Source organism: Citrobacter sp. FDAARGOS_156 (genome assembly GCF_001559235.2).
GTDB classification, from domain to species: domain Bacteria; phylum Pseudomonadota; class Gammaproteobacteria; order Enterobacterales; family Enterobacteriaceae; genus Citrobacter; species Citrobacter youngae.
The window spans coordinates 3,042,895-3,065,418 of record NZ_CP014030.2; the positions used below are offsets into that span (position 1 = coordinate 3,042,895).

A 22,524-nucleotide genomic window follows, 5' to 3' on the forward strand; every position below is an offset into this window, starting at 1 on the left:
ACAATAAATGTTAAATCCTTACTGAGGGCTTTTTAGTGGCAAATGCAAACAAACTCACGTTGTTTATTGTGATCTTCATGCTGGCGGGGATCCTGTCGGGTGCGGTGATCCACTCTTATGCCTCCCCCGGCGTCGTTACCGCCTGGGCCGATAATATTACGCTGCTCACCGACATCTTTTTGCGCCTGATTAAGATGGTAATTGCACCTTTAGTATTCAGTACCCTGACCGTGGGTATTATGCGCCTGGGCGAAACCTCAACCATCGGGCGCGTGGGCGGCAAAGCGATGATCTGGTTTATCAGCTCTTCTATTCTGTCTATTCTGGTCGGCCTGTTTGTGGTCTCCCTCGAACAACCCGGCAGCGGTCTGAACCTGGCGATCCCGCTGGAAGCCACTGATACCGGCCTGGCCGTTGGTGGTATGAGCCTGAAAGGTTTTCTGACGCATACCATTCCCACCAGCATCGCCGAAGCGATGGCGAATAATGAGATCCTGCAAATCGTCGTATTCTCGATGTTCTTCGGAATCGGTGGTGCTTCGCTCGGCGAAAAATTTAACGCACCGCTGGTTGCTGCGCTGGATGTGGTCTCCCACATTATGCTGAAGGTGACCGGCTACGTGATGTATGTTGCGCCGCTGGCTATTTTTGCCGCTATCTCTTCCGTTATCTCCACCCAGGGCCTGGGGATCCTGCTCAACTACGCATCGTTCATTGGTGGTTATTATGTGGCGATTTTGCTGACCTGTCTGGTCCTGCTGGCCGTGGGTTATATGATGCTGAAAAAAGAGGTATTCCGCCTGGTCAGTATGCTCAAAGACCCGGTTCTGGTTGCCTTCACCACCAGCAGCTCCGAAGCCGCTTATCCGAAAACGCTGGAGCAATTAACCAAATTTGGTTGCTCGCCCAATATCGTGTCATTTGTACTGCCTATCGGTTATTCGTTTAACCTGGTGGGTTCCATGGTCTACTGCTCGTTCGCCTCCATGTTTATCGCACAGGCTTATAACATCCACCTTTCCTTCGCGGAAATTACCGTGCTGATGCTGACATTGATGCTGGCGTCAAAAGGGATAGCCGGTGTGCCGCGTTCAGCGCTGGTGGTGCTGGCGGCAACCATCCCAAGCTTTAATATTCCGGTTGCCGGAATTCTGCTACTGATGGGTATTGACCACTTCCTGGATATGGGACGTTCAGCAATCAACGTATTAGGTAACGGGATTGCAACGGCGATGCTGGCACAGGATGAAGGTTTACTGGAAGAAAGCGAGTCTTCAGAAAACATCACAGAAGAGATTAAGGCTTAACTTTTTTAAGACAAGAGCGAGCTAAGTAAACAAGAGCAGCAAATCAACAAAGATTACCCCAGCCACAGGCTGGGGTATTTCAACAACACCTGGATGATAATTTACATCAATTACCAGCTGTAACGTACGAGCAAACTACCGCTGAGATCGCCATAGTCATTACGTCCTTTTTGACCCGCCACTTGTCCAGTGATACTCCACTGGCTATTCAGATTCGCCTGGATACCCACTTTCACCTCGGCGCGATCTGCCGGAAGATCCTGCTTCACCTCAGCACCATCAAATGCTACGCCAACATCATCGCTGGTGTGTAACCAGTTTACCTCCGCAAACGGCTGGATAACCGACGTCGTATTCTTGTGCAGCTTGCCATCTACCCGCAGTCCGAGGCGCGTGGTCCAGCTGTCACCGTTTTGTCCGTCAATACGCGTTCCATTCTGCACAACCGCGTCCGCTTTATATTGCTGCCATGTCACCTGAGCCTGTGGCGTCAGGCTGACAGTATTCAGGTTTTCAAGTCCGATGTCGTACCGATAGCCCGTTTCCAAGGAGGCCGCGCTGGCCGCCGAATCATAATCTGTTGACCCGACATCGCCGTTATCGACGCTGTTATTGTAGAGGCCGTACTGGTACCAGCTATCCACATACAGCCCGCTGTGATTCTTCGCATCCGCAAACCAGGTGGCATAAGCGCCGAGATTATAACCGGCTACGTTACCACTGGCAGAGAACCGGCTCCCATCAGCACCACGGTTGCCTGTACTGTCCGTGTCGGCGTTAATGTAACTCACCATCAGTCCCGCCTTCAGGCTCTGCTCGCCATTATCCCAGCTAAGCACATCACCACCGATTTGCAGTTGCGAGTAAGTGTTGTCAATATCCACATGACCGTCTGCCGCTGTTGACGACGCATCACCTGCTTTAAAGCGCATCCACATACTGCCATCATCGGTACGTAATTGACTCCCTTCGCGGTCATAAAGGGTCTGCATTTGCAGATTACGCGCCATCCACTGGTTGCCCAGATAAGCGCCAATATCAGCCCGATATTGCGGATCTACCGGTTTACTATCACCACCATCGTCCGGGTATACCGGCGTAACATCGTCGCCATCATTCGGGTCTACCGGTGTAACATCGTCGTCATCATCCGGATCTACCGGTGTAACATCGTCGCCATCATCCGGATCTACCGGCGGGACAGCCTGCGAACGCAAATACCAGTCACCGCCGTCTTCATACAATCGGTATTCATACAAACCTGTCTGCACCTGATTACCCTGAGTAAAAACGCCATCAGACTGACCGCCGACATCAATCACTTCAATACCTTTTGTTGTTAACGCCCCTTCCCCCCCGATGTTATTGACATAGAGCGTCGTGCTACCGGATGTATCACCAGTGATAATCACTTTATCCGTCGGTGAATTGTCATCCCCTAACTGCGTGTTCAGATAAAGATGACTGTTATCGCCATGATAATTCCCATTAATCGTCAGCGTTTTAAATTGTCCGTTCTGTGAAGGAGTATCAAATACAATATCTCCGGCATTATTTAATTGAGTTAAAGAAGAATCACCGGTAATTGTCCATTGCGTCTGTTCAGCCAGTGAGAGATTCAGCGAGGAGTCTACCGTCGGATCGGTGTTAACAAACGTCGCCCCCACCAACCGCGAACCAGACGCCATATCCAGTGAAATACTGCCTTCACCCGCGCTAATGATATCGCCCGTAATATCCATTACACCTGAACCGGTCACGGTCCCGCCGGGTAAGAGATTTCCCGCACTGTCGGTAACAACAGGAACAAGAATAGCGACACCATCCTGGGTTTTAATGGTAGTGTCACCGGTCAGCGATATTGCCCCGCCCTGCTGAACCACCGCGCCATAACCATTTGCCCCACTCGCTGTCACATCAATGGTCAGGTTTTCACCATTAATTATTCCCGGACGGTTTAAATTATTACTTCCTATCGCCCAAAGCCCGTAAGGGTTATTTTGCCCACTCATGAGAATATCGGTATTCGCGATATTAACCGTTGCGCCGTAGAACTGGGATGACACGCCGTAACCATCGATCGCGTAAATAACATTTCGATTGTCGGCATCCCCTTTAAAATCAAGAGTACTCCCGGAGGTCGCAGCGATACCGCTGGTCGCAGAGCCCGACATGGCAGAACTTCTGCCGTCAACAACGCTGCCTGCGCCAATCATCACATCGCCCCCCTGCGCAATGATGCCCACAGACTGAGCGGTATTGACGGTAAGCGCGTCCGCGTGGAATTCGCCCCCCGTCACCCAGAGGGTCGTCGCCCCTCCGGCTGCGCTTATGATGCTGTTTTGGCCTAAATCCATAAAACCTGTGCTCATTGATATTGCACTTACCTGCGTCCCAGTCACATCAATCGTCAGATTATCAGCAATAAATTCAGAACCTTTTGCCGCGGGGTTTATCGTTACTCCAGCCCCATCATAGAACCCGGTGATTGAGATGGTCGATCCGCTGCCCAAATCAATGCGTGATCCGGCCCCATTAATAGCGATGCCACGCGTGGTACACCCCCCTGTACGGCAATCCAGAGTCGTACTGATATTAATATCCATATTATTGGCGATTAACGTAGCATCGGGACCCATAACGGAGATGCCTTCAGCAAGATCGGAGGCACCATTGATGGTTACTCTGCTGTTATCTCCCAAATCAACATGATTATTTTTACCCAGCTTTAAACCTGTCACAGAACCATAATCTGTTGCCAGTCCTGTTGCAGTGACAGTGAGTTGATCGGCATCTAATACACCATCAGTACCTATCTCAATACCGGTTGCAATATTATTGCCCTCTACAACCACCTGGCTATTTTTACCTAAATCAATTTTAGCATTACCCGTACTTTGAATCCCCCACGCAGTGTTATCTATACTTGTAGCATGGATAAAACCATTATCCATGGTGAAAGTACCACTACCGCCTAATAAATAGACACCGCGGGCATCACCTATCCCACCAATACTATAATCAGTTTCAGTTATGGCTGTAATAGAACTTCCACTACCAAGATCGACGTTACTGTCTTTGCCTATATTTTTAAATCCATAAACATTATTTTTACCCGAAACATCAATATTAATACCGGATGCTGTTACTTCTGTACCCAGGTTATTACCTGAAATCAAAATTCCGGTGGTATTTTTACTTGAATTTTGTGTGCCATCCGTATCGACGACATGGATTTCGGTATTCGTGCCTAAATCATTTTTGGTGCCATTATCCAGTGAAACCCCGGTAGACAAAGTTTCACCCGATACGTTGATAGTTGCTTTTCCTTTGATCTGTAAGCCATCACCGCCGGTAGTGATGCTCTCAACACCCGTGGTATTTGTTTGTCCACTCGCCGTAACGACTTCATTATCATTCAAAATAATTGATGCACCGTTTTGTGGGCCTAACCCGGTAGCATTGACAGCAGCACTGCATATTAATGTTGCCAGACCTGTTACCCTGATGCTATTACGCATTCCATTATTACCGCGGGAAAACTCACCAGCGACCACAAACATATTACGCGCCGTACTCCAGACTATATTATATATAGCATTCACATTTAGTTCCCTCTACGCCAATAGAAAAAATCAGGAGGCACAACTTCATTACATATTCATTAGCAATATAAATTATTCCAAAAGATAAATTATTTATATATTGCACTTGTAGATTGTATTATATGTACCCACAAACGACAGATACTATAAAGATTCGCCAGTTTTAATTAAAGAAAAAAAAATAAAAATAAACCAAGTGAATAAGATAAATATAAACATTCAAAATCAAAATAAAACAACCATTATTACCTGGCTTCCCTACACATAAAATTAAAAGCAAAACGCCCTCCATATTGTGGAGGGCGTTTAATAACTGCCAGCTAAATATTACAAAGAATGATAATATTGACTACTTTTATGCCATATGCGAAGCCGCGATATCCAATAGCGCCATCTCTTCGCTGTTCAGCAATTTCTCAATGTTAACCAGAATCAGCATCCGGTCTCCCAACGCGCCCAGCCCCGTCAGATATTCCGTTGACAGCGTAACCGCGAATTCCGGTGCCGGTCGGATTTGATCGGTTGTCAGCGACAGCACATCGGATACGCCATCCACGACAATCCCAACCACCCGTTGTCCCAGATTCAGCACAATCACCACGGTGTTCTCGTTGTAATCCACATCGCTCTGGCTGAATTTCACACGCAGATCAACAATCGGCACAATCACGCCGCGCAGGTTAGTCACACCTTTAATAAAGGCTGGCGTATTGGCAATACGCGTAACCTGATCGTAGCCGCGGATTTCCTGCACTTTCAGGATATCGATACCGTACTCTTCATCCCCCAGCGTAAACACGAGGAATTCCTGACCTGACGGTTCGCCGGCCAGTTTAGTTACATTACTCATACCGGTCATATTCTTCCCTTTCTTACTCAATCAGGCGGCTGTGATTGCCACACGTTGTTCGCGGTTTAACCCCTGCAATGCAGAGACATCGACAATCAGCGCGACGCTACCGTCGCCGAGGATCGTTGCTGCGGAAATGCCTGGCACTTTGCGGTAGTTGCTCTCCAGGTTTTTTACCACCATCTGGTGTTGACCAATTAGCTGATCGACCAGCAACGCGTAGCGACGCCCTGCACTTTGTAAAATCACTACAATACCCTGAGTTGCTTCGGTTTTTGCACCTTCAACTTCAAAGACTTTCCACAACTCAACCAGCGGTAAATACTCACCACGCACTTCCAGAACGCGCTCTCCGCCGGCCAGCGGATGGAGATCTTCTTCACGAGGTTGCAGAGATTCCATCACCGCATTCAGCGGCAGGATAAACACTTCATCGGCTACACGAACGGACATGCCATCAAGGATAGCGAGCGTCAGCGGCAGTAAGATACGGATAGTTGTGCCCTGACCCTGTTTTGACTGGATCTCAACATGACCGCCCATCTCCTGGATATTTCGCTTCACCACATCCATACCGACACCGCGCCCGGAAACATCCGTCACCTGCTCGGCGGTTGAGAATCCCGGGGCGAAGATCAGCATGCCGACTTCGTCATCGCTCATATTTTCGTGGATCGGCATCCCCTGGGAAATAGCCTTCGCCAGGATACGTTCGCGGTTCAGACCCGCGCCATCATCAGTCACTTCGATACAAATATTCCCGCCCTGGTGTTCGGCAGAAAGTGTCAGATTACCAATCGGGCTTTTCCCGGATTCGATGCGTTTTTCCGGCAATTCAATACCGTGATCGAGGCTGTTACGTACCAGGTGCGTTAATGGATCAATGATGCGTTCAATCAGGCTCTTATCGAGTTCGGTTGAGCTCCCCACCTGCGTCAGTTCGACCTGTTTACCCAGCTTACCGGCCAGATCGCGCACCAGACGTGGGAAACGGCTGAACACATACTCCATTGGCATCATACGAATCGACATCACCGACTCTTGTAAGTCGCGGGCGTTACGTTGTAACTGACCCATGCTGGTGATGAGATCGCCATGATTGACGGGATCCAGTTCATTAGAGCGCTGAGCCAGCATTGACTGTGTGATGACCAGTTCACCCACCAGGTTAATCAGTTGATCGACCTTCTCAACCGCCACGCGGATGCTGGTCGACTCGCTTGCGCGGGCTGGTTTCTCACGCTCTGCTCGTCCATGCGGCGCTTCGTTGGCGGTCGCTTTGGCCACCGGCGCAGGCGCAGCAATCGGTAGCGGCTGTGGTTCGACGACATCCGCGACAGCTGGCGTTTCTGCAACAGTCGGCGCGACAGTGATAGTTTCGAACTCAATCTGATCCGCTTCAATGACGAAGCAGAGCACAGCAATAATGTCATCTTCAGCGAGGCTACCGTCGATCGTTGCCGACAGCGTATCGGCACCTTTGACCACATCGCTTAAGGTCGCCAGATTCCCCAGTTCCTCTTCCAGTAAATCGACTTCACTGGCTTTCAGGCGCGAGAGAATGATCCGCTTTTTGATCTCTTCAGTGACAGGGGCGGCTTGTGCAACCACCTCGTCTGGTATCGCCGTGCTATCAACAACGCTCAGTTTGGCGCTATTGACCACCGCGGGCGCGGTTTCACCTTTTGCTTCGAGCGCTAACTGTCGTAACGCATTACAAATGTACTCAAAGCTGGCGGCATCCGGCTCCTCTGAGTTTTTATAGGCGTCGAGCTGTTCCTGCATAATATCTTTCGTTTCCAAAAACAGGTTGATAATGTCGGCATTGAGCTGCATCTCGCCACGCCGCGCTTCATCCAGCAGGTTTTCCATCAGATGGGTCGTTTCCTGCAAAATGGTAAAGCCGAAAGTGCCCGCCCCGCCTTTAATCGAGTGCGCTGCACGAAAAATGGCATTCAGCTGTTCGGAGTCCGGGGCTTCAGGCACCAAATCCAGCAGGTGTTGCTCCATGTCAGCCAACAGTTCGTCAGCTTCATCAAAAAATGTCTGATAAAAATCGCTAATATCCATGCTCACGCTATCACCTCGGATTGGCTGGTGGCGATGTGGGAACGCTTGCCGGCGGCATCGCCACTGGCTGTTGTAAGACACTTACCGGCTCATTCTGGCTTTCAGCGTTTTCATGCAAAATGGCCTCTTCGGCCTGCTTATTCAGAACCAGCAGGCTTATACGGCGGTTGATGGCGTCCTCGGGACCGCGATCGCTCAGACGCATCGTGGCGGCCATACCTACCACCCGTAATACTTTTCCATCATCCAGTCCGCCGCTGACCAACTCGCGACGCGATGCATTGGCGCGATCGGCAGACAGTTCCCAGTTGCTATATCCCTTCTCACCGTTGGCATAGGGATAATCATCCGTATGACCAGAAAGACTGATACGGTTTGGGATCCCATTCAGCACCGGCGCAATCGCCCGCAAAATATCACGCATGTAAGGTTCAACCTCTGCGCTTCCGGTTTTAAACATCGGGCGGTTCTGACTGTCGATAATCTGTATCCGCAGCCCTTCCTGGACCAAATCAATTTTCAGATGTGGGCGTAGTGCACGCAGCTTAGGATCGGATTCAATCAGTTGATCAAGATCGCCACGTAGCTTGCTCAAGCGACTTTGCTCCATGCGCTTTCTCAGATCATCAATGTTGGGCTGCTTATTCACTTCCCCCTGCTGCTGGGTGTAATCATCACCCCCACCAGGAATTGGACTTTGGCTATTCGAGATCCGATTTCCGCCCGTCACCGCAGTGGCCAGCGGAGTACGGAAATATTCGGCAATTTGAATCAGTTCTTTAGGGCTGGAGATGGAAATAAGCCACATCACCAGAAAGAAGGCCATCATCGCGGTCATAAAATCGGCGTAGGCAATTTTCCACGAACCATGCGCCCCACCACCGTGATTTTTATGTTTGCGTCGCTTTACGACGATAATGGGATGGGCCTGATTTTTCATGCGTCCTCGGTCGTCTGCTGCGCTGCTGGATTCCTCACCGCACGAACATGCTCTTCCAGTTCGATAAACGAAGGACGTTCGCTGGAATAGAGCGTCTTACGACCAAACTCGACCGCAATCGGTGGCGCGTAGCCATTCAGATTGGAGAGCAGAGTTATCTTCACACACTGCATCATCTTGGTGGTTTCAGCACTCTTCTGTCGCAGGACGCTGGCGAGTGGGGAAATAAATCCATAGGCCAGTAAAATCCCGAGGAATGTCCCTACCATCGCATGCGCAATCAATGAACCCAGTTCAGCCGCCGGACGGTCAGCAGAAGCCAGAGCGTGAACAACCCCCATAACGGCTGCCACGATCCCGAACGCCGGTAATGAGTCACCGACCATCGCCAGGCTATTAGCCGGGACTTCAGCTTCACTTTCGTGAGTCTCAATTTCTTCGTCCATCAACGCTTCAATTTCAAATGTGTTCATGTTGCCGCTGATAATCAGACGCAGATAATCAACAATAAAATCAAGCATCACCGCATCCGCAAGAATGCGTGGATAGCTGGCGAAGATTTCACTCTCTTTGGGGTTTTCGATATCGCGCTCAAGCGAAAACATGCCCTGCTGACGTGACTTGGCCATCAGGCGATACAGCAGCGCCAGCAGATCCATATACATCGCTTTGGTGTATTTTGAACGACGGAAAAGCATCGGGATCGCTTTCATCGTCCCCTTGATGGCTTTTCCGTTGTTGCCAACGATGAATGCCCCGATACCTGCGCCACCGATGATCACCAGCTCAGCCGGTTGATAGAGTGCCCCAAGGTGTCCGCCGGTCATCATGTAACCGCCGAAAACTGTACCAATAACAACCAGGTAACCTAATAAGATAAGCACGACATCATCCTTTCGCAATTGACTATGACAGGATGCGCAGTCGGGCAGTTAACTCATGGTCAGGACAAAAAAAAGCAGCGGTAATCGCTTACCGCTGCTGGAGTGTTTATCCACACCGTTTCAGTTAAACAGCCTGTTCGATCTGTTCATCCAGCAGTTGTGGAATAATATCGGCAGCATTCTGGGAAAGTTTACGTCTTTTTACGGCTCGCGATGGCGGCTGACATAAACTGCAGGCAAAGCTACCTGCGGGTTGGTGCGCGTGGGTAATAAAATTTCCGCCGCAGCAGTTACAGGCGGACAATTCAAGCAAACCACTGTCAACAAAACGGACAAGGGTCCACGCACGAGTAAGCGCCAACAACGGCCCTTCTTCTGGTTGCGGGCACTGCTCAAGATATAACCGATACGCTTTAATCACGGCATCCACGCCGCTGCACAAACCGGTTTTAAGCAGAAACTGCCATGCATTACAAAACATCGATGCATGAATATTTTGTTCCCACGTCATAAACCAGTCGGTGGAAAACGGAAGCATCCCTTTTGGCGGAGGACTACCGCGTAATTCTTTGTACAGCTTGATGAGTCGGCCACGGCTTAATTGCGTTTCGCTTTCCAGCATTTGCAAACGGGCGCCCAATGTGATTAATTCCATCGCTAACTGGATATCACGCGCTTCCTGAACAATGCTTTTTTCGCTCATCATCAAGCCCTTTTCTTACGCGCTGCGTCATCGATGTCGTTAAGCAGGCGTGTTGAAAGCATAATACCGGTATGAATTTGCTGAAGATCGTCAACGCGGGAATCTTGCGTCAAACGCGTTACAGTCTGATGATCGTCGAAACGGAAATGGCATACCAGTTGATTGGTTTCAGCCAATTTGACCATTTGAGGAAGTGTTAATGTTGCCAATGTATCTGCCATCTCCTCGCTGATACCCAAGCGGAACATTGCAGACGCTTTGTCCTGAACGATCAAACGCTGTGCTAGCAATAAATACGACAAATTGATGTCATAAATGTGTTTCAGCAACTCGGATGTATGCATTATTTGCATCCATAATAACCAACATTATTTTCATGCGGCAGAACCGCACCCCGTGATGTCGCCGGGAAGGCCCGGTAAAAAAAAAGCAAAAGGTCAAATACATAGCAACGTGATGGCGCTTACGCGTTGTCTAAACATTCCTTTCGTAGAATGCCGCGTCCCTTACAAGCTCACATCATTTCTTACAAATGTCTAAGATTTTTCCTAATTCGACGCAACTCTACCCGCCACCCGTTACACATACAACGTAGCTATGCTGCGAATTTAAAGAATATGTGACGCAGATCACATAATCAAGCTAAACACTTAACATAAATCCATCAGCACAGCTTTTATTTTGGCTATTTTTTAAACCACCATTATCTTTTTCGATTCCAGCCATACGAATAATCTTGCAATAAAAGCGAATAGTATTCTGTTTACGAACGTTAATATCACGCGCAGAAATAGCGAACTGGATCACAGATTTAATATGAAATGACATTTCAGTTAAACTCTTTATAAACAAAGACTTAAATATTAAGACTGATTAATTAATACCGGGCTGTGATAACCGTTTAAATGTTAATTGATGTATACTTTTTATTAACAAATTGTTTTTATTAGAGATGAGTTTAACTTAAATCATCAGAACAGATTTGCAGCTTATATGAAGTGATTATTCTATTTATAAGAATAATTAATGAATAATCATGATGACATTCACACAATTACCGTACGAAACGTAGCAGTATGGCGTTATACGATCAAAACTGAAAAGTTCTCTCATAATTCATGAACAAAAGGAGCGAGTTATGAGCTATGCGCACATTCTTGTCGCTGTTGCCGCCACCCCCGAAAGTCACCAACTGTTAGCAAAGGCTGTTTCAATCGCTCGCCCTGTCAACGCCCGCATTAGTCTGATAACCCTGGTTTCAGATCCCGAACTGTATAACCAGTTTGCTGCTCCAATGCTGGAAGATCTGCGGGAAGTCATGCAAGAAGAGACCCATAATTTTATCGATCAGTTAAGCAAAGAGGCGCAGTACCCCATTGAGCACACGTTTATTACCTATGGGACATTGAACGAACACATTCTGGATGTATGCCGCAAACACGCGGTTGATCTGGTGATTTATGGCAACCATAACCACAGTTTCTTTTCGCGAGCCTCCTGCTCAGCGAAAAGCGTGGTCAGCGCAAGCCAGGTTGATGTGTTGCTGGTACCGCTTGCCGGCGATTAATCACGCCTGTTTGCTGCAGGCTGTCTGCGGGTCAGGCGACAGGTTTTCTATATGACGCGATGCGACGTTCTTCAGATCGCAAATAAATCGCGCCTGCCAGTTGTTGATATCATTTTTAACGATGGTCTGCAGCATTGCCGCATGACGGGAAATGCGCTCGGCAAGCGACATCGTCAGAGCCTGGTTTAATGCGCCTGCAACATCATCCCGATCATAAGGGTTTACAATGAGTGCAGAAGTCAACTCATTCGCAGCCCCGGCAAACTGCGAGAGCACCAGGACGCCGGGGTTGGCAGGGTCCTGTGCGGCGACATACTCCTTTGCCACCAGATTCATGCCATCGCGTAGTGGCGTCACCAGTCCAACATCTGAGTAACGGAAGACCTTCATCAGTAATTTACGGTCAAAATACTGATTCAGGTAGTACAGCGGCGTCCAGCCCAGTTGCCCGTATTTACCATTGATCCGCCCGGCCTCGGTCTCTAACTGGTGACGAATATCCTGATAAGCCTGCACCTCCTCACGCGAAGTCGGTGCTATCTGCGTATAACGAATCTTACCGTGATGCTGGGGAAACTGTTCCAACAGCGCCTCGTAGGCCTGAAAGCGCTCCGGCAGGCCTTTGGAGTAATCCAGCCGCTCAACAGAGAAGATATTTTTCACATTTTTAAGTTCTGCTTTTAACTGCGCCAGTTTCGGCGGTAGCGATCCTGATGCTTGCCGTGCAATCTCCTCAGGTGCAATACCAATAGGATAAACTTCCGTGCGGAACGCTTTCCCCCAGGCCAGATGCTGTTTCTCGCGGAGCGTAGTTACCTGAGTTTGCGCCGTCAGACAGTCAAGAAAGGCCTGGCGATCGTTGTCGGTTTGAAAGCCCAATAAATCAAAGTCGCACAGTTGCTCAAGCAACGCCTGATGTGGCGGCAACGCATTGAAAATTTCGGGTGTCGGAAAAGGAATATGCAGAAAAAAACCGATGCGATTATTCACACCACGTTTGCGTAGCTCGCAGGCAAAGGGTAACAAGTGATAATCGTGGACCCAGATGATATCGTCATCGCTAAGCAGTGGCAGCAGCTTATCAACCAGTAAGGCATTAACCCGCTGGTAGCCTTCCCAGGCACTACGCTGAAACTGTACCAGGTCCAGTCGATAATGGAACGCGGGCCATAACACGGCATTCGAAAACTGGCAGTAATACTCCTCGTAATCCTGTTCACTCAGATTAAACGATGCCCAGGTGATGTTGCCACGGGTAACCTTTTTTAACGGTTGTTCCTCATTGCCTGTATCACCGCTCCAGCCGAACCACAGGCCGCCAGCCGCCTTCAGTGCGCCCAGCACACCTACAGCAAGACCGCCAGCACTGCCTTTGTCATCCGGTGAGGCGATGCGGTTAGATACTACGACTAAACGACTCATAGCCACCTCTCCTGTCATTCGTTGCTTCTTGTTCCTGCTGCGGACAGTTGATTTGTTCCAGCCAATGCCAGACGTTCCTGACAGCAGCCAGACGCCATGTCGCCTGAGTCTCCCCGCTACCCACTTTTACCGAGATACCGCCGGCGCGATTGACCACGACAAAACCTGTTTCATCGGTCAGATCATCACCAACAAAAACAGGGGTCCGTCCGACAAACGGCGCTTCCTGCATAAATGCCGCAATTGCATCTCCTTTATTGGTGTCCTGTGATTTGATTTCCACAACACACTTCCCGGGCTGCAATGCCAATTGCGGCCAGATATGGGTAATACGTTCCGCCAACGCCAGCAGCGCGGCCTCGTGCTCAGGCGCCTGCCGGTAATGCAGAGCGAAAGCCATGCCTTTAGTTTCAAGCGTTGTCCCCGGTAACGTCGCCAGCGCCGCATGCAATAACGCCCCCGCTTCGCGCTCGACCACCGCAGGCAGATGCACAATATGGGTTTGACCATTGATGTCACGGCGTTCTGCCCCATGCACCCCGGCGAGCGGGAAACGATAAGGGGTGGTGAGTGCGTCAAGCTCTGCCATTGAGCGCCCTGAAATCAATGCCAGAGCACCCGCATTTTGCGTGGCCAGGCGATGTAATAACTGCAGAATTGCCTGTGGAACAACAACCTGGTCAGGATGCGGTTTGATTTCAGCCAGTGTTCCATCGAGATCGAAAAAATAAGCACAGTTTGTGGGATGCTCAGGGGGTAAGGTTAGCGATGCTGTCACCCGATTCTCCTCCTCGTCATGGTCTGTACGCCGCGCGGATCGCGCCGTATATAGGATGTATGACGGGTATAAGTATAGACAGTGTGACCGTGCTCGCCATTTAGAAAAACAATCGCCAGCCGGGTAGCGGCTGGCGATTGGCGGAAGCTAGACTAAAAAGTTGGGATTTAAATCATCAAACAGTACGCTTAGCTTTTTGTTTGTAGCGGTCGAAGATCACCGCCGCCAGCAGGATCAAACCTCGTACCACATACTGTGCGAATGGAGAGATATTCAGCAGGTTCATCGCGTTCTCGACCGTCCCCAAAATCAACACCCCTGCGACGACATATGAGATTTTTCCGATACCGCCTTTGAGCGAAACGCCCCCTAACACACAGGCAGAAATTACGATCAGCTCATAGCCGATAGAGGTCATTGGCTGGCCGCTGGTCATACGTGATGCCAGGATAATCCCCGCCACGGCGGATACCAGACCGGAGAGAATAAAGATAATAATCTTAGTGCGAACGACCGGCACCCCAGCCAGACGAGCCGCTTCCTCATTGCCCCCAATCGCCAGCGTATTACGACCAAACGTGGTTTTATTCAACAGCAGGCCAAAAATAATAAAACAGCCCACGGTTAACCAGATCGGTGCCGGCAGTCCTAACCAGTTGGCATAGCCAAGCGTAAAGAAGCGCTCGTCTTCGATTCCCACAGCTTTACCGTCGGAGATAATGTAGGCCAGACCACGAACAATTTGCATGGTGGCGAGCGTCGTAATTAACGCGTTAATTTTTAAGCGTGCAATCACGAAACCATTCACCAGACCGCACAGAACGCCGAGCAACAACCCTGCCGCCACGCCAATCCACAGGCTTTCGGTCATATTAATGACCACTGCCGTCGTCACCCCTGCGCAGGCAATAACGGACGCTACCGAGAGGTCAAAATCGCCGGATGCCAGGCAAAATAACATCCCGCACGCAACCATACCCGACATAGATACCGCCAGTCCCAGCCCCTTCATGTTGATGAACGTCGCAAAGTTTGGCACAAAAATAGCGCAAACCAGGAACAACACGGCAAACACCACCAGCATCCCGTACTGATCCCAAATTCGGCCAAGATTTAGCGCCGACTTCGCAGCGCCTGAACCCGATGTAGAAACGGAAGACATCATATTCTCCTTATTCAGGCGACTGCCTGGCTGACTTTAGGCATAGCAAGGCTCAACGCCTGGCGTTCATCCGCCTGTTCATGAAGTAATTCACCTGCGATCTCACCTTCTCTCATCACCACAATGCGGTCGGCGACACCAAGAACTTCCGGCAGGTCACTGGAGGCAAACAGCACGGCAACACCGCGCGCAGCCAGGGCATAAATCACGTTATAAATTTCATGTTTCGCTCCAACATCAATGCCGCGGGTGGGCTCATCCAGCAAAATCACTTTCATCTCTTCCGATAACCAACGCCCCAGAATGGCCTTTTGCTGATTACCGCCAGAGAGGTTCATGATCAGTTGCTCTGCACCCGGCGTTTTAATGTTGAGTGAACGGATATGATGGTCAGCATTGGTCTCTTCCCAGCCGTTGTTGATCAGACATCCCCCCGTAACATGTTTACGGCGCGCACTAATATTGATGTTGTTGCGTACCGAATGGACCGGGATGATCCCTTCGGCTTTGCGATCCTCCGGACACAGCATCATGCCTGCTTCAATGGCGTGACTGGGTTTGCGGATATCTATCGCTTGTTCGTCAATAAACACCTGGCCCTGTGTGATACGCGTCCCGCCAAACAGACCTTTCATTAATTCGCTACGTCCGGCACCAACCAGGCCGAACAGTCCGACGATTTCGCCGCTACGCACCGATAAGCTGATCGGAGTGCGCACGCCTGGCGCTTTTACCTCATGCAGACGCAGACGCTCCGCGCCATAAGGTCTGGCTTTCCAGCCATAGATGTCCCCAAGATCACGCCCCACCATCGCCTGTACCAGTGCGTCGTGATCAACCTGCTGCATATCCGTAAACGTTTTGACGTACTGGCCATCCTTAAACACCGTTATGGCATCGCTGAGGGCGAAAATCTCCTCCATGCGGTGCGAAACGTACAGAATGATGCGGCCCTCATTGCGTAGCTCACGAATTACGCGAAACAGATTGTCAATCTCCCTGGCGGAAAGAGAGCTGGTGGGTTCATCAAAAGCGATAATCTTGGCATTACGCGCCAGCGCCTTAGCAATCTCCACCATTTGCCACTGACCGATGGAGAGATACTTCAACGGAATATCAGGATCGATATCCATTCCCAGATGCTTTAACTGCAGCCCCGCCTCGTAGTTCAACAACGAGCGGTTCACAATCCCACCCTTATGCGGAAGCTGGCCTAAATAGATGTTCTCGGCGACGGTCATTTCCGGCACCAGATGCAATTCCTGGTAAATAATGGCGACACCGGCATTCAGCGCAGTGGTTGTGTCCGCAAACGAAACCTCCTGTCCGCGGATCGCTATAGATCCCGTGGTTGGCGCGTAGTTACCGCTGAGAATTTTTAATAATGTTGATTTCCCGGCGCCATTTTCACCCATCAGTGCATGCACCTGACCGGCATAGCAGTCGAAACTAATATCCGTCAGCGCTTTTACGCCAGGGAAGGTTTTGCCGATGCCGCGAAATGAGAGATACGGGGTAGACTGTTGCATAACGTCTCCGTGGATCTAAACGGTTGCCTGATGGCGGCGTAGCCTTATCCGGCCTACGAAGGGCATTATTTGTAGGCCGGATAAGATCGTTTTACGGCAGTTGAGTTATTTGCCGCCTAAGCCTTTTTTCGCCAGTTCTTCTTTGAAGTTGTCGCGAGTAATCAACACCACATCGGTAACTTCAGTAAACACTGGCGGTTCTGCGCCTTTGGTGACCCAGTTGTAGAGCATTTCACTGGATTTATAACCGTGAACGTCCGGGCTAGGCAGCAGTGAACCGTAGAATCCGGTGGCTTCCGCTTTGGAGAGTTCGCTAATTGCATCAACACCGTTAATACCGATACCAATCACGTTTGCAGCTTTAAACCCCTGCCCTTCGGTAGCACGCACGCCACCCAGCACAGTGTTGTCGTTCATACCGACAATCAGCCAGTGTTTAACTTCAGGATGTTGCACCAGCATGGAGTTTGCGGCGTCGAATGCGCCCGGGATATCATTCGATTTGGTTGGGACCTGGTAGATCTGTTTTTCCGGGAAGCCTGCAGCTTTAAGCGCTTCCATCGAACCCGATGTACGACGGCGCGCGGTATCCAGTTCGTTTGCGGTAATCGCCATTACAGCGGAAGATTTCACATCCCAGCCACGTTTCTGCATTTCTTTGTACAGTTCCTGGCCCTGGCGTTCACCAATTTTGGTTGCTGCCATCATCACCAATGGCACAGTATCCATCGGCTTACCTTTCGCATTGGCGAACTGATCGTCAACCGCGATGACTTTCATGTCATAGCCACGCGCCTTTGCCATAATAGCAGGCCCAAGTTTTGGGTCCGGCGTACAAATTACAAATCCTTTTGCCCCGCTTGCCGCCAGGCTGTCGATAGCATTCAGGGTTTTCTCGCCGTCTGGAACGGCAATTTTAATCACCTCAAACCCAAGGTCTTTACCGGCTTTATCAGCAAACTTCCACTCTGTCTGGAACCAGGGCTCTTCCGGTTGTTTGACCAGGAAACCGAGCTTCATGGATTCAGCGATAGCGGATTGTGACATAATGGCAGCCAGGCCAATGGCCGCCAGCGCTTTAGTGAATTTGTGCATGGTTAACTCCAGCTTTAACGTTCTTTTATGTAGGGTAAAATCAAACGATTTTTTGTAATCCGGACGTAAAACAAGGCATTACCTTTTATTGATAAGATCAATGCCAGTGCTGAGAGTATTTTTAGCGGGAAATTGATTCTCCATAAGAGAGCGGCATCACACCCTGGAATTACAGTAGTTGCGTACATAAATTCAGCGGGAAATGACATAAAAAAACTCAATTTTCAGAATAGGGAAAATGAGAAATAGCAGATTAATCCATAACATCAGCCAGTGAATCCTTGTTCCCGAATATCGAAACATCCGGGAGTCCAATGATTACCAGGGGTAATAAATATGGTCAGCGTGATCGCGAACAGGGATATCGTCTTCTAACAGACGCGCAGAAAGCGTAAACGCAAAATCAAAAATATGGCCCAGCCCTTTGCCACTGATAAGATTGCCATCTTCAACAACAGGCGCATCGACATACTCGCCGTCGGTGATGGTTTGCCACAGCTCACCTGAACACACGTAGCGCCGTCCTTTCAGCAACCCATTACCCGCCAGCACCCGCGCGGCTGCCGAACAAACCGGGCAAATCAGTTTTCCTGCATCGTCATGACGAGCGACAAACTGGACGACTGCAGCGCTGGCGGCAAGATTTACGCTACCCTGTGGTCCCCCTGGCAACACGATCGCGTCGTAGAAGGCATCCCGACGGGCCTCCAGCGTACTGTCGGCCACCATCGGCACGTCATGATAGCTCACCACCGCACGAGACTCAGCGCAGGCCAGCGTCTCAACCTCAATTTGCAGGCGACGTAGAATATCAATAGTAACAATAGCTTCAGCCTCTTCAAAACCGGGTGCCAGCAACACCGCCACCTTCTTCATATACAACTCCTCGATTTATCCACCGATATCCAACAACAAATGCCGAATAATTCATTCCGTTAAATTTATTAAAACTGATCTGGCGCAAGAAATTAGGTTGCAGATAATTTCCAGACACATCACTTCACCGGGAAGTTCGCATCAAAACCAGCGGTGATAATCACCAGACGTCATAGAATACCGCGGCCTGAAATTTAATTTTGAGACTTGAAACAGCATTTCACTGTCTTTATTTTACATAAATACATTATAAATCATATGATTACATTCATATTACTTATATACGCAAACGGTATGGCTAAGCATATTGTTATGCCAATATGTAAAAAAACATAAATAGGTGGTTTTAAGGATTTTCTTGATACCAGGCACGCGCTATGCTGATTCACGATCGGAAGCGGATATAATTCGCGATCATCTAAAGGACCGGCGGAACGGATTTATTCTGCTAACAGTATTACTCGTACGTAGATGTGAAGTGCAACGGCAGCCCGTTGTACTGGCGTTGGTGACGTACTTCTCTTTTCTGGAAATAAGGATATTGATATGGCTGCAGTTGGAATTGTGCACAAACTCAACACGCAAATGAACCTTGAGTTTTACGCATCGAATCTCTACCTTCACCTCAGTGAATGGTGCTACGAACACAGCCTGACAGGCACCGCGACGTTTCTGCGCACTCAGGCGCAGGGTAACGTGACGCAAATGATGCGTATGTTTAATTTTATGAAAAACGCAGGGGCTAACCCCATCGTCAAAGCCATCGATGTTCCCGGTGATGACCTAACGTCCCTTGAAGAGCTGTTTCAGAAAACGCTGGAAGATTATCAGCAGCGTTCTCGTACGCTGTCACGTCTGACGGATGAAGCAGAAGCGTTGAACGACGCACCAACCGTTGATTTTCTTCATGATCTGGAAAAAGAACAGCAGCAGGATGGCGTGCTGCTACAAACGATTCTTGATGAAGTTCGTAGCGCTAAACGTGCTGGACTGTGTATGGCGCAAACGGATAAGCATTTGCTAAACGTCGTAAACTACCAACATCACTGAAGTCCGATCGCGACAAATCTGCGCCTCCCGTTCTGAGAGGCGTAAAAAAACCTTTCTAAAACCTGAAACAACGGTTTATTTTAGTGAGACTCATTCTGCGGAGTGAATTTCAGCTCGATCAACGCAACCGCTTTTTGAATTGCGCGCATCGTAACGGGATCAGCGCCCGCGGGATGGCTGGAAAAGTCGATGCTTTTCAGTTGACTGGACATTTTTTCCCGAACTTCTACCGGGGCAATAACATCAATAACATCCAGAATTTGCTTGATAACCAACTGGCAGGCAACAACATCCGAGAGCAGTTCCTGATCGGCATTCAGTGTTTGGGACATAGTGAGCTCCTTATAGAAAGGTTGTCATAGTACCTATTCAGCGCTCGAAACGGTAGCGGTGCAAGCAGTACAACCGCGCTGAAAATAAAAAAACAGACCCAGTTAATTTCGTTTGAGATGGCAAGCACAACATGAGTGAACATTTAGCGGTTGAGAATAAGCGGGGTCTTTCTCCGGCTGCACTACTGGTCGCCGGGGCCTTCTTTATGGAGTTCATCGATGGCACGGTGATTGCGACGGCCCTGCCCGATATGGCAAAAAGTTTCGGCGTGCAGGCCGTTGATCTGAACATCGGCATCAGTGCTTATCTGATCACGCTGGCGGTTCTCATCCCTGCCAGTGGCTGGATTGCCGATCGTTTTGGTGCCCGAAAAGTGTTTACCCTGGCACTGGCGATCTTTACCTTCGCCTCAGTCTTATGCGGACTGGCCACCAGCATTGAAGGCTTTGTGGCAATGCGCATTTTACAGGGTGTCGGGGGGGCACTGATGGTGCCGGTCGGCCGCCTCGCCGTTCTGCGTACCACGCCTAAACACCAGTTAATCACCGCAATCGCCACCCTGACCTGGCCTGCCTTAGTGGCCCCAATAATTGGCCCCCCCCTGGGCGGATTTATTACCAGTTACGCCAACTGGCGCTGGATCTTCTTCATTAATGTGCCGCTGGGGTTGCTGGCGATTGCGCTGGCGCTGCGTTTTATCCCGGATATTCATGATGACGAGCGACGCCCGTTCGATTTTCCCGGTTTTATTGCCACATCGGTCGCGATGGTCAGTCTGGTATATGCGATGGAACTGCTGGGAACCCAACAGCCGCAGGGTTGGTTAACCGCGGGACTTCTGGCACTTGGAATAGCCACGTTCCTGTTTGCCCTGCGTCATTTTCGCCAATCCGCATGGCCGATGATTCGTCTGGATGCCATGCGCGTGCCTACATTTCGTGTCACGATGTACGGAGGTTCGCTGTTTCGTGCCTCTATCAGCGCGGTACCCTTTCTGTTGCCACTGATGTTTCAGGTTGGGTTTGGTATGAATGCTTTCCATGCCGGTTCGCTGGTGTTGGCCGTGTTTGTTGGCAACCTAACGATTAAACCCGCTACTACGCCGTTAATACGCTGGTTAGGCTTTAAAAAGCTGCTGTTGATAAACGGTGCGCTTAATGTGCTGGCGCTATTGGCGTGTGCGCTGATCACGCCGCAAACTCCCGTATGGGTAATATTACTGGTGCTGTATCTGGGCGGCGTTTTTCGCTCAATTCAGTTTACCGGTGTCAGCACGTTGGCATTTGCGGATGTTCCTGCATCGCAGATGAGCTATGCCAATACGCTGTTTAGTACAGCGACGCAACTGGCTGTTGGATTAGGGATTTCGTTGGCGGCTATCGGGATCCGTATCGGGGATCAAGTGAGTGAATGGTTGTCACTGGGTGCGATACCCGGCATCAGTTTCCGGCTGGCATTCGTCGCTATCGCCATGATTTGCCTGATAGGAATGGTTGATACCCTGCGCCTTACCCGCGATGCGGGAAGCGCAGTGTCAAATAAGCGTCGATAAGCCCGATAGTTCGCGCCATCGGGCCAACCGGGTTTAGCCAATAACTTCACGGACAAAGGCTTCGATCGCTTTATCCTGGCAGTTTTCAAAGAAACACTGCTGGAAACGTGGGCCTGAAACGGCGGTTTTCACCAGTTCAGGATCGATAGCGCGCAGGGTATCAAGATAATTTTCTTTTACTACTGCCGCTTTCACCTGGTTTAAAATCCCCGCATTACGCACCTGCGGGTCTTTCCGCTCCGGCGGATAACCTTCACCATTACGACCGGTAAACGCTTTTTCAAACATATACCGGACATTCAGTTCAGCACCCCAGCCAAACCCTTTCGCAAAGGCCAGCGAGAGCGCATTACCGTTGTTGATCTGCGCAAACAGGAACGCATCCGCGGGATCAAGGCAGTAGCCACACACCACGCCCGGGTGAATATTCAGTGACATCATGGCCCCCTGACCCGTACCGCAGCCCGTGACAACGAAATCAACCGCTTTTGAATTGAGCAGAATGCTGGCCATAATCCCTAAATGGATGTAAGTCAGATGGTGATCATTTTCGTCGCTCATCCCGACGTTGAACACCGGAAAACCCTTTTCATCCGCGACAGACTTAAGCTCATGGTGAATGATCGCGTTTTTGCTTGCCTGGCTGTTTTCCATCATCAATGCAATTTTCATTGTGTATTCTCCTGAATGCGTCGCGGGGGGCCCGCCGTAAGTCATGACATTTCAGCCACATTACTATTTAGCAAATCAGCTTTCAAATTTTATGAAATTAAGTTTCATAAAATATCGAGATGCTCACGG

Annotated in this window: 19 protein-coding genes; 4 read left to right on the forward strand and 15 right to left on the reverse strand. The window is 49.8% G+C overall.

The genetic code is table 11. The annotated features are described in order from the left end of the window. Positions 1-35 precede the first annotated feature (35 nt). Complete coding sequence (locus AL515_RS14910) at positions 36-1,307, forward strand: dicarboxylate/amino acid:cation symporter (RefSeq protein ID WP_048211351.1); 1,272 nt, start codon at positions 36-38, stop codon at positions 1,305-1,307. A gap of 110 nt (positions 1,308-1,417) precedes the next feature. On the opposite strand, the gene AL515_RS14915 is transcribed toward AL515_RS14910, so the two are convergent. The 7 genes from AL515_RS14915 to flhD all read right to left on the reverse strand — a co-directional run bounded on the left by AL515_RS14915 (position 1,418) and on the right by flhD (position 10,703). After that, positions 1,418-4,912, reverse strand: coding sequence for an autotransporter outer membrane beta-barrel domain-containing protein (locus AL515_RS14915; protein WP_061068088.1), 3,495 nt, complete (start codon positions 4,910-4,912; stop codon positions 1,418-1,420). Positions 4,913-5,267: 355 nt separating this feature from the next. Then, a complete protein-coding gene (gene cheW, locus AL515_RS14920; protein ID WP_003839146.1) occupies positions 5,268-5,771 on the reverse strand; it encodes a chemotaxis protein CheW in 504 nt (167 codons plus the stop codon). 21 nt (positions 5,772-5,792) lie between these two features. After that, a complete protein-coding gene (gene cheA / locus AL515_RS14925) occupies positions 5,793-7,838 on the reverse strand; it encodes a chemotaxis protein CheA (protein WP_061068089.1) in 2,046 nt (681 codons plus the stop codon). 4 nt (positions 7,839-7,842) lie between these two features. Further along, positions 7,843-8,772: a flagellar motor protein MotB gene (gene motB, locus AL515_RS14930; protein WP_061068090.1), complete on the reverse strand. Its 930-nt coding sequence runs from the start codon at positions 8,770-8,772 to the stop codon at positions 7,843-7,845. Beyond that, positions 8,769-9,656, reverse strand: a complete 888-nt coding sequence (gene motA / locus AL515_RS14935) for a flagellar motor stator protein MotA (protein WP_032939611.1) — start codon at positions 9,654-9,656, stop codon at positions 8,769-8,771. Before motA ends, motB begins: the two co-directional genes overlap by 4 nt. Before the next feature lie 124 nt (positions 9,657-9,780). After that, entirely contained in the window at positions 9,781-10,359 is a 579-nt protein-coding gene (gene flhC / locus AL515_RS14940) for a flagellar transcriptional regulator FlhC (RefSeq protein WP_005127694.1), read from the reverse strand. 2 nt (positions 10,360-10,361) lie between these two features. Further along, positions 10,362-10,703, reverse strand: a complete 342-nt coding sequence (flhD, locus tag AL515_RS14945; protein ID WP_040232414.1) for a flagellar transcriptional regulator FlhD — start codon at positions 10,701-10,703, stop codon at positions 10,362-10,364. Between the two features lie 794 nt (positions 10,704-11,497). Here flhD and uspC point away from each other — a divergent pair. Then, positions 11,498-11,926: a universal stress protein UspC gene (gene uspC, locus AL515_RS14955; protein ID WP_048211346.1), complete on the forward strand. Its 429-nt coding sequence runs from the start codon at positions 11,498-11,500 to the stop codon at positions 11,924-11,926. Here the strand turns inward: uspC and otsA are convergent, their stop codons facing one another. The 6 genes from otsA to AL515_RS14990 all read right to left on the reverse strand — a co-directional run bounded on the left by otsA (position 11,927) and on the right by AL515_RS14990 (position 18,788). Then, on the reverse strand, positions 11,927-13,348 hold the full coding sequence (otsA, locus tag AL515_RS14960) for an alpha,alpha-trehalose-phosphate synthase (protein WP_048211345.1): 1,422 nt from the start codon (positions 13,346-13,348) through the stop codon (positions 11,927-11,929). Beyond that, entirely contained in the window at positions 13,323-14,126 is an 804-nt protein-coding gene (gene otsB, locus AL515_RS14965) for a trehalose-phosphatase (RefSeq protein WP_061068092.1), read from the reverse strand. The genes otsA and otsB overlap by 26 nt, the downstream gene beginning before the upstream one ends. 175 nt (positions 14,127-14,301) lie before the next feature. After that, entirely contained in the window at positions 14,302-15,288 is a 987-nt protein-coding gene (araH, locus tag AL515_RS14970; RefSeq protein ID WP_048211343.1) for an arabinose ABC transporter permease AraH, read from the reverse strand. 14 nt (positions 15,289-15,302) lie between these two features. Then, positions 15,303-16,817 (reverse strand): arabinose ABC transporter ATP-binding protein AraG, encoded by a 1,515-nt coding sequence (araG, locus tag AL515_RS14975; RefSeq protein WP_048211342.1) that lies wholly within the window; start codon positions 16,815-16,817, stop codon positions 15,303-15,305. Between the two features lie 105 nt (positions 16,818-16,922). Beyond that, positions 16,923-17,912, reverse strand: a complete 990-nt coding sequence (locus tag AL515_RS14980) for an arabinose ABC transporter substrate-binding protein (protein ID WP_005127705.1) — start codon at positions 17,910-17,912, stop codon at positions 16,923-16,925. 318 nt (positions 17,913-18,230) lie between these two features. After that, positions 18,231-18,788, reverse strand: coding sequence for a DJ-1/PfpI family protein (locus tag AL515_RS14990; protein WP_061068093.1), 558 nt, complete (start codon positions 18,786-18,788; stop codon positions 18,231-18,233). A 546-nt stretch (positions 18,789-19,334) separates the two neighbouring features. Between AL515_RS14990 and AL515_RS14995 the strand changes: the two genes are divergently transcribed. After that, a complete protein-coding gene (locus AL515_RS14995) occupies positions 19,335-19,838 on the forward strand; it encodes a non-heme ferritin-like protein (RefSeq protein WP_048211340.1) in 504 nt (167 codons plus the stop codon). 80 nt (positions 19,839-19,918) lie between these two features. On the opposite strand, the gene AL515_RS15000 is transcribed toward AL515_RS14995, so the two are convergent. Continuing rightward, a complete protein-coding gene (locus AL515_RS15000; RefSeq protein ID WP_005127709.1) occupies positions 19,919-20,170 on the reverse strand; it encodes a DUF2766 family protein in 252 nt (83 codons plus the stop codon). A gap of 131 nt (positions 20,171-20,301) precedes the next feature. Between AL515_RS15000 and AL515_RS15005 the strand changes: the two genes are divergently transcribed. Continuing rightward, positions 20,302-21,723 carry an MFS transporter gene (locus AL515_RS15005; protein ID WP_105242177.1) on the forward strand — a complete coding sequence of 474 codons (1,422 nt, stop codon included), beginning with the start codon at positions 20,302-20,304 and terminating at the stop codon, positions 21,721-21,723. Positions 21,724-21,756: 33 nt separating this feature from the next. Here the strand turns inward: AL515_RS15005 and AL515_RS15010 are convergent, their stop codons facing one another. Continuing rightward, entirely contained in the window at positions 21,757-22,395 is a 639-nt protein-coding gene (locus AL515_RS15010; RefSeq protein WP_061068094.1) for an RpiB/LacA/LacB family sugar-phosphate isomerase, read from the reverse strand. Between the last annotated feature and the right edge of the window lie 129 nt (positions 22,396-22,524).

What these genes read in the sequence shown, in the direction of transcription:
- cheW (WP_003839146.1), bottom strand. Translation starts at nt 5,771, where the DNA reads ATGACCGGTATGAGTAATGTAACTAAACTGGCCGGCGAACCGTCAGGT.
- motB (WP_061068090.1), bottom strand. Translation starts at nt 8,772, where the DNA reads ATGAAAAATCAGGCCCATCCCATTATCGTCGTAAAGCGACGCAAACAT.
- flhC (WP_005127694.1), bottom strand. Translation starts at nt 10,359, where the DNA reads ATGAGCGAAAAAAGCATTGTTCAGGAAGCGCGTGATATCCAGTTAGCG.
- flhD (WP_040232414.1), bottom strand. Translation starts at nt 10,703, where the DNA reads ATGCATACATCCGAGTTGCTGAAACACATTTATGACATCAATTTGTCG.
- uspC (WP_048211346.1), top strand. Translation starts at nt 11,498, where the DNA reads ATGAGCTATGCGCACATTCTTGTCGCTGTTGCCGCCACCCCCGAAAGT.
- otsA (WP_048211345.1), bottom strand. Translation starts at nt 13,348, where the DNA reads ATGAGTCGTTTAGTCGTAGTATCTAACCGCATCGCCTCACCGGATGAC.
- araH (WP_048211343.1), bottom strand. Translation starts at nt 15,288, where the DNA reads ATGTCTTCCGTTTCTACATCGGGTTCAGGCGCTGCGAAGTCGGCGCTA.
- araG (WP_048211342.1), bottom strand. Translation starts at nt 16,817, where the DNA reads ATGCAACAGTCTACCCCGTATCTCTCATTTCGCGGCATCGGCAAAACC.
- AL515_RS14980 (WP_005127705.1), bottom strand. Translation starts at nt 17,912, where the DNA reads ATGCACAAATTCACTAAAGCGCTGGCGGCCATTGGCCTGGCTGCCATT.
- AL515_RS14990 (WP_061068093.1), bottom strand. Translation starts at nt 18,788, where the DNA reads ATGAAGAAGGTGGCGGTGTTGCTGGCACCCGGTTTTGAAGAGGCTGAA.
- AL515_RS14995 (WP_048211340.1), top strand. Translation starts at nt 19,335, where the DNA reads ATGGCTGCAGTTGGAATTGTGCACAAACTCAACACGCAAATGAACCTT.
- AL515_RS15000 (WP_005127709.1), bottom strand. Translation starts at nt 20,170, where the DNA reads ATGTCCCAAACACTGAATGCCGATCAGGAACTGCTCTCGGATGTTGTT.
- AL515_RS15005 (WP_105242177.1), top strand. Translation starts at nt 20,302, where the DNA reads ATGAGTGAACATTTAGCGGTTGAGAATAAGCGGGGTCTTTCTCCGGCT.
- AL515_RS15010 (WP_061068094.1), bottom strand. Translation starts at nt 22,395, where the DNA reads ATGAAAATTGCATTGATGATGGAAAACAGCCAGGCAAGCAAAAACGCG.